This is a genomic window from Gilliamella sp. wkB108 (assembly GCF_001690195.1).
Lineage (GTDB): Bacteria > Pseudomonadota > Gammaproteobacteria > Enterobacterales > Orbaceae > Gilliamella > Gilliamella apicola_L.
In genome coordinates, this window is record NZ_LZGM01000021.1 from 71840 (window position 1) to 79775 (window position 7936).

A 7936-nucleotide genomic window follows, 5' to 3' on the forward strand; every position below is an offset into this window, starting at 1 on the left:
TAAGCACGCTTTCTTATCGCAACGCTAATGATTCTTGGCAATTATTAGCGTTTTCTTTTGTTCTAATTCTTGATTAATCTTATCAATAACTTGTGTAGCACTATATTCTTCTTTGATCCATTTTAACAAATAATGACCAATCACATTTTCAATGTAGCGTAAATCAATAGCGGTATTTTCGCCTAAATGATTTTCACGTATCCCATTAACATAATGTTGCTTTGCTAACGGTAACCATGGGTAACTATTGATAATTTGCTGATTTTCAAAAATAGTATTTTGTGCCATTGCCCCGCCTAATAAAGCGACCTGTTCACTAATTTCTTTAGAATATAACCAATCAAAAAAAGATTTTACCGCCTTATTTTTACGACTATATTTTGACATGCCAAGTGAACCTCCACCGAATAAAGTTGTGTTCCCCGGCACTTTAGCATAACCAACTAACGGTAAAATATTTTTATGATTTACATAAGTAAACAAATTCATATAAACAATTAACATCGCTAAGCGACCATGCTCAAACTGATCAACCGACTCTTGCCACCAAGTAGCCTCAATTTTTTGTCCTGTTTGAATAAAGGATTTAAATTGAGTTAATGTCGATAAAGCAATCGATTGATTTAAACTTAATTGATTTTGATTAACTAACTGTCCACCTTGTGCGTAGTAACGTAGTAAAAACTCAGAAGCGATAATTTCAGCATTACCTATTGTGACACAGCTGCCAAATTCTACAGGTGATTCATGGTTTTGTTGTTGATTAAAAAAGTTAGCTATCTGATCAAACTGTACAAAATCTGTTGGCACTTCTAAATGTTGACGATATTTTTCAAAATAGGCGCGTTTTATCAAGGGATTATTAAACAAGTCTTTACGATAAAACAGCATCTGAATGCTTGGATCAAATGGAATAGCATAAGCAATATCATCAATATAACTAAAGCGATCAATAATTTTAGGCAAGTATGGGGCAAATAAAGCGTTTAAATCCATATTTAATTCGGATAATGGTTTTAGTGCTGTAGAGGCAAACCACGACAATCCCGCCATATCAATACGTATAATATCGATTTCTTTATGTTGTTCAATATTATCCAGTAAATGATAAATCTCATCAAACGGCTTAACCATTAAATTGACATCAATACCACTTACTTTTTTAAAATGTGGGAGTAATTTTCGAACGGCTTCGGTAGAAGGACTAGGTAGAATCAAGAAGTTGAGCTTCTGTGAAGATTTATGAATCTGATGAAAAAGAAAATCAGGTAACAACGAAAAACCTTTATTTTCGATCTGAGATATGGCTTTATTTTCAATCAAATTAATAATTTGTTGGCTTAACATACCATAATTCATATGGTATTGGTAAAAATTGCTTTCATAAGAAAAGGTATTATTAGCTAATGTATAGATAGGTGGACATCGCTCTAAACTTCCAAAAAAATTGGCATTTCGTACATAATGCGCCCGTTCGATATCCATGGTAATAATTGCATCAAAGATCTTTTGTTGCTTAGAAAAAAAGTTATATGCCAAACTGTAAGTACTTTCTGACGGCATCGATTCAATATGATGTATATCAATTAAATATTGATGTTGACTGAAAAAGTCTTCTAAGCCTTTTTTAAATGCATGTGAATGGTGAAGATGATCAGCATTACTAAATAAACCAATACAATTATATTGATGCTTCATCATTTCATTAGCTATATCCTGTCCGGCTTTTTCATAATCTAATGTGATGAATTGTTTAGCCTTCGCCGGTTTTCGATATACAAAAATGATTTTCTCTTTAGCGATTTTAATGGCTTGATAATAACTGCTGGCATCATCCAAACAACTGACAACTATCACTGCCCAATCGCGTTTAATCGCGATTTTTTGGATAAATTGCTGTTCTAACTCTTTTGAGTCATGCGTTAAATAAAGTACTAATTCATAACCTAATGCATTTAAATTATTAAATAACCCGTCATATAGGTTTGCATACTGCTCTGAAGTGATATTGGGTAATATCACCGAAATTGTTTTTGCCGCACCCTCTTTTAAAATTTTAGCTTGTAAATTAAGCTGATAACCTAATTTTTTCGCGGTTTCTTCAACTAATTTAATTTTTTTTACACTGACATTGCCACGACCATTAAGCACGTTTGACACTGTTCCATGTGATACACCTGCAATTCTGGCAATATCTTTGATAGTCGGCATTATCTAATAACTCCATACTTAATCGTTAAGTCAGCTGTTTATTGTAAATATATACTAAAATTGTTGCAATCAAGTGCCAATCCCTGACTCTCAATTGAATATTGATTAACCTCATTACCATAACGCTAATAACAGATTCAAATAATTTGCAATATTCTTATTCACCTAAAACCACGAAATGACAAGATATTTCAGGTTAACTATACGTTTAAGTATAGATTTTGTTCTGAATTCAAGTGATAAAATATAAGCTTAAATTTGTATGGCAACTTATTTTAACCATTTATTCCAACTCTGATTAACAATCTGTTTTTCTTGCTTGAATCTCTCACTATCTACGGTACTCGATAACAGTTGTAATGATAATCTATGGATCTCGTTGCGCATATCAATATAAGCTTTAGTAAGTAACTCAGCTTCCTGTACTGGCATAATTTCATAGTTTGCTGCCAACTCTAAAATTCGTACATTATCACTCCATGTCGTCAATTTAGGATATTGATGCGCGTAATTAAGAACCAAATATTGTGATAAAAACTCAATATCACCAATACCACCTTCATCAATTTTCAAATTAAATAAATGAGCATCAGTAGTACCAAGATGCGCTCTCATCTTTTCACGCATTTCACGCACCTGAGATTTTAATGTATTTTCATCACGGACTTTACACAGTACTTGATGACGAATTTGATTAAATTGTTTAATTAACGCTATTTCGCCATATACAGCTCGCGCCCGCACTAATGCTTGATGTTCCCATGTCCATGCATCATTCATTTGATAATCTTCAAAAGCCGCTAAACTACAAGCGAGTAAACCCGCATCACCTTGTGGGCGTAACCTTAAGTCAACTTCATAAAGTACACCAAAACTAGTACGCACATTAAATAGATGTGTGATACGTTGAACTAAACGTAAATAAAACTGGCGACTATCTATCTGTTTGTTGCCATTGGTGGTGCTATTAACTGGACAATCGTGCAAGAATACCAAATCCAAATCAGATCCATAACCTAGCTCCCAACCACCTAATTTTCCGTAAGCAACAACCACTAAACCTTTCTGCCCTTCAGCTAGATGTTCCGGTCGACCGTAACGTTCAACCATTTGATTCCAAGCCATTTGAACTACAAAATCCAATAATGACTCAGCCACAAAAGTAAGATGATCACTGACTTTCATTGTGGTTAAAACATGCTCAACATCAGCCGCAGCTATATGTAATAATTGCATCTGTTTAAATTGACGTAATGCTTCAAGTTGCTGCTCTTCATCATCCACTTGGATACGCAATAAGTATTGATACAGTTCACTTTTATATCCATCTGGCGCAACGGTTTGATAAAGTGAGTTAATATCGATTAACTCATCGAGTAAGATTGGATAATGAGTAAGTTGATCACTAATCATTGGCGAAGCACTACATAAGCGGATCAGTTGCTTTAATGCTGTTGGATATTCAAGTAACAGTTCCAAATAAGTAGTTCGACTAACAATGTTGACTAATAAAGGTAATATGCGAGAGAGTACCGTTAAGGCTTGTTTCTCATCACAAATTGCTTCTAATAATCGTGGCATTAATTGATCGAGAATTTCACGCCCTCTTACGCCAATGGTTCGTTTACTGATATCATTACGTAATTGCAATAACATTTGGCATAATTGACTGGCATCGGCATCTGAATAAGATGATAAAACCGTTTTTACGTCACTCGGTTGCAAATCTGGCACCCAAAGATCATCAAATTTATCGTCATATTGCCCTTGATGTGATAATGCATCTGTCTCAACTTCACCAATGAGTTCATTAAATATTAAACGATTAACTTGCATACGCTTTGATAATTCATTCTCAAACTCTAACCAACTATTAAACTGCATACCTTTAGCTAAACGCAGCTGATCAAGCTGATTATCAGGTAATGTTTGTGTTTGTTGATCATCAATAGCTTGCAGTAAATTTTCTGCGCGACGTAAAAAAAGATAGTTACTTCGTAATGATTTAACTTCCTCAGTACTTAACAATGACTCTTGTTCGATAATATTTAATGCAGATAATAATGAGCGAGTTTGTAACCCAACGACTCGTCCACCACGAATCAGTTGAAAAACCTGCACAATAAATTCAATTTCACGAATACCACCGGCACCAAGTTTGATATTATTAACCAATCCACGGCGGCGAACTTCACGTTCAATCATACTTTTCATGTTGCGCAACGATTGCAGTACACTAAAATCAATATAACGTCTGTAAACAAACGGCTTTAGTAATTGATAAAGCTCTTTTACATACTCATCTTGCTGACATCCTAGTACTTTGGCTTTAACCATTGCATAACGTTCCCAATCACGTCCTTGCTCTTGGTAATAATCCTCCATTGCGGAAAAACTCAGTACTAAAGGCCCTCCGTCACCTAGTGGGCGTAAACGCATATCCACACGGTAAACAAAACCATCTTCCGTTATATGATCTAGCGCCTTAATTAAACGTTGCCCCAAGCGGGTAAAAAATACCGCATTATCAAGCTCACGTCTGCCGCCTTGTGTTTGTCCATGCTCAGGATAAGTGAAAATTAGATCTATATCTGATGAAAAATTAAGTTCGCCGCCGCCTAATTTACCCATGCCTAAAATCAACAAAGGTTGCGCTTCACCTTGACTATTACAAGGTGTACCCCATTCCTGACAACTTAACTTATAAAGCCAATCGCGTGTCTTGACAATTATTACCTCAGCCAGTTCGCTCAGTTGCGCTAATATCTGCTCATCATTACTTTTATGTGTTAATTGCGACCATTCAAGACGTACCAGCATGAAACGACGAAATTGCCTTAACACTTTCAGTAAAGCCAATTCATCTGAAACTGATGCCAATTTTTCGTTTAACCAAGCTTGATAGCAGTGCCGTTCATCGGCTTGTGGAGGATTTTGTACTAGGTCAGAGAGCCAGGAGGGAAACCGATAAAATGCGTCCACCAAAAAATCACTTTGCACCAAAATATCGAGATTGGCTTGCAAATCAGTTGGATCACATTGTGCAAGTTGATCAATGACTTTTTGCTTTTGCTGTTCAAGCAATATATCAAACGGTGGTTTAGATTCTGACATATACAAACTCTCTTAGAAATAATTTTCATTAAACAAAAATCATCAAAATAGTAATATTCATTATAAATGACATTTATTTTTCATATAGCGTTTTATGCACTAATTTTTGTTTAACACATTAATCTTGTTACAAAAATAGAGAAATGATATGCTTAATTTCAATAAGTTTATGTGTATAGTTTTATTTGGTTTTTGGAATACAAATGCAAGCTCACCAATCATTGAATCGAGCCTTAATTGGCGTTATACAATCTTTGTTCATCCTAACAATTAGCTTTTTTTTAATACCTACCGCCTTTGCTAAAGACTCTTTGCAGTCAAACATATTTACTAAGTATGGTTATCACTTCAACGAAAATAATGAGTTAGTTTTTATTCCATTTCAAAGTTTATTTGATATTTATAAAGTTGATGCAGATCTAAACAGTGTTAAATTTAATTCTGACAATGAAAATCCTACTTTACCCTGGAGTATTGCGATTGACAAAGATCATGTTTTTTATGAGGGAACTAAATTGCCTCTGGTTGATCCTAATAGTGTCGAGTTTATTGTTTCTAATTTATTGAAAGATAAAAATCATGTTTATTTGGTAGGGCGTTCTTTATTAAAGTGTTTTGATGATCTAGATCCGGCAACCTTTCAAATAGTTGACGATGACAGTTATCCTAGCGAATACAGTAAAGATAAAAATGGCGTTTATATGCTAAATCAAAAACTAAATGGAATCAGTTCAGAAGGTTTTGAAATCCTCCAATTTCAGAGCTATCAAAAATATATAAGAGATAAAAATGGGATTTATATTAACGACAGAATTAAACTTAAAGAAATTGCAGATCCGCAATCGTTCACCTTTATTGATTATCACTTTTCTTATGACAAATATCATCTTTATTATCATCTTAAAAGAGTTGAAGATATCGCTGATCCGCAATCCTTTACGGCCATTAATAAACACTATGCTAAAGATAAATATCATCTTTATTATCATTTTAAAAAAGTTGAAGGAATCGCTGATCCACAATCCTTTACTCCTTTTAATAACAACTATGCCAAAGATAAATATAATCTCTATTATCAACATAAAAAAATAGAAGCAACCACTGATCCTCAATCTTTTACCACTATTGATTTGAGATATGCTAAAGATAAATATCACGTTTATTATCGTAACAAAATCATTGAAGAAGCCGATCCCAACACCTTTAATAGAAATATGTACACTACCGATAATGGCTATTATCTTGTTTATGAGGATAAAAATTTTGAATATTGCCATGGCATAAAAATTTCAGCGTCAGAGAGTGGATCTCAATTATGTAATGAAGAATTCGAAGATGAAGAGGATGGCTTAAGATACACCATACGTAACAACTTCGTTTATTACCAAAATGAAAAATTAGATCAGATTGATTTAAATTCTCTCTCTTTTTTGGGGGACAGTTATGCAAAAGATAAAAATGCAGCCTACTATGAAGGTAGACCTATTGATGAGGAGGTAGATCTTGACACTTTTGTACGGATTGTTGGTACGGTAGATTATGCTGAAGATAAGATGCATATCTACTATAGAGGCAAACTAATCGAAGGGGTAGATTATGCGACGTTTGAAGTTGACAAATATAATCAACTTTACAGCAAAGATAAAAATAGTGTTTATTATCAAGATAAAAAAATAGTAGGGGCTAACCCTGTCTCATTCACACCTATTAACGATTATTATTCTAAAGATGATAAATTTGCCTATTATGAAAATCAAATCATACTTATCGCTAATCCAAAAGAGTTAATGACCATTTTTAATGATGATGAAACAGCCTATGATGACCGATTTCAATACAGAGCGGGGAAATTTATTTCAACCATTGATATAACGCAATCACCAATAAAAATCACCGATTATTCACTACCTCAACCTGTCTCGCTGGTATATTCCCAGCCGAAATGAAAATTCAGTAAGTGAGTTTATCGTTAATCAACGATTGATTAACTTAATTTGTCTCACTTAACTTGATTTAGCCGTTAATGTGGTAGCGTCTCTTTTTTTACTAAAAAAGAATTTCACACAAATTCGCAATACCAAGAAATCTACAAGACAAAATAGAATAATATGAACAATCAGAGATAAAGCATAGTCATCATAAAAACTACTAAGGTTATTAATACTGAATATAACCAGCAAAATATTTGCGATTATCAATAAAATAAAGGTAATAATTGCACATGAAATGAGAAGCATTATTCGTAATTTATCAGCAACATTGGTAAAAAGCTTATGCACCGCCAAGAAACAAAGAATATTTAATACAATCAATATGGTAATATAAATTGTAATATCATCCCTATCTATATTCAGCAAGGAACGATAATCATAATCTCCAGTTAATGAAAATGTCATTGTAAAATAAATCAAATTAAACAAAGCGATAAATAAAGATAAATGGACGTTTGGACTATTTTGAGCAGTTAAAAAATTAGCTGTATGGGTATAAAAAGGACTTAATATTTTAATAATAAAGTAAATGATTAAACTAATTGCAATATAAATAATCAATTTAAATAGCAACAAAATCACATAGTTTTCAAATGAATGTACATAGAAATCATTATAAA

At 33.4% G+C, this 7936-nt stretch carries 4 protein-coding genes; 1 reads left to right on the forward strand and 3 read right to left on the reverse strand.

Going from position 1 to position 7936, the window contains the following annotated elements; translation table 11 throughout:
- Window positions 1-24 precede the first annotated feature (24 nt).
- Both A9G11_RS03180 and glnE read right to left on the reverse strand, forming a co-directional pair.
- A complete protein-coding gene (locus A9G11_RS03180) occupies window positions 25-2211 on the reverse strand; it encodes an extracellular solute-binding protein (RefSeq protein ID WP_065618089.1) in 2187 nt (728 codons plus the stop codon).
- Window positions 2212-2481: 270 nt separating this feature from the next.
- Window positions 2482-5325, reverse strand: coding sequence for a bifunctional [glutamate--ammonia ligase]-adenylyl-L-tyrosine phosphorylase/[glutamate--ammonia-ligase] adenylyltransferase (glnE, locus tag A9G11_RS03185; RefSeq protein WP_065618090.1), 2844 nt, complete (start codon window positions 5323-5325; stop codon window positions 2482-2484).
- Window positions 5326-5528: 203 nt separating this feature from the next.
- Here glnE and A9G11_RS03190 point away from each other — a divergent pair, with 203 nt between their 5' ends.
- Window positions 5529-7271 (forward strand): DKNYY domain-containing protein, encoded by a 1743-nt coding sequence (locus A9G11_RS03190; RefSeq protein WP_065618091.1) that lies wholly within the window; start codon window positions 5529-5531, stop codon window positions 7269-7271.
- Between the two features lie 57 nt (window positions 7272-7328).
- Here A9G11_RS03190 and A9G11_RS14565 read toward each other — a convergent pair.
- Window positions 7329-7936, reverse strand: a 608-nt coding sequence (locus A9G11_RS14565) for a hypothetical protein (protein ID WP_218056025.1), incomplete at its 5' end; no start/stop codon positions are given.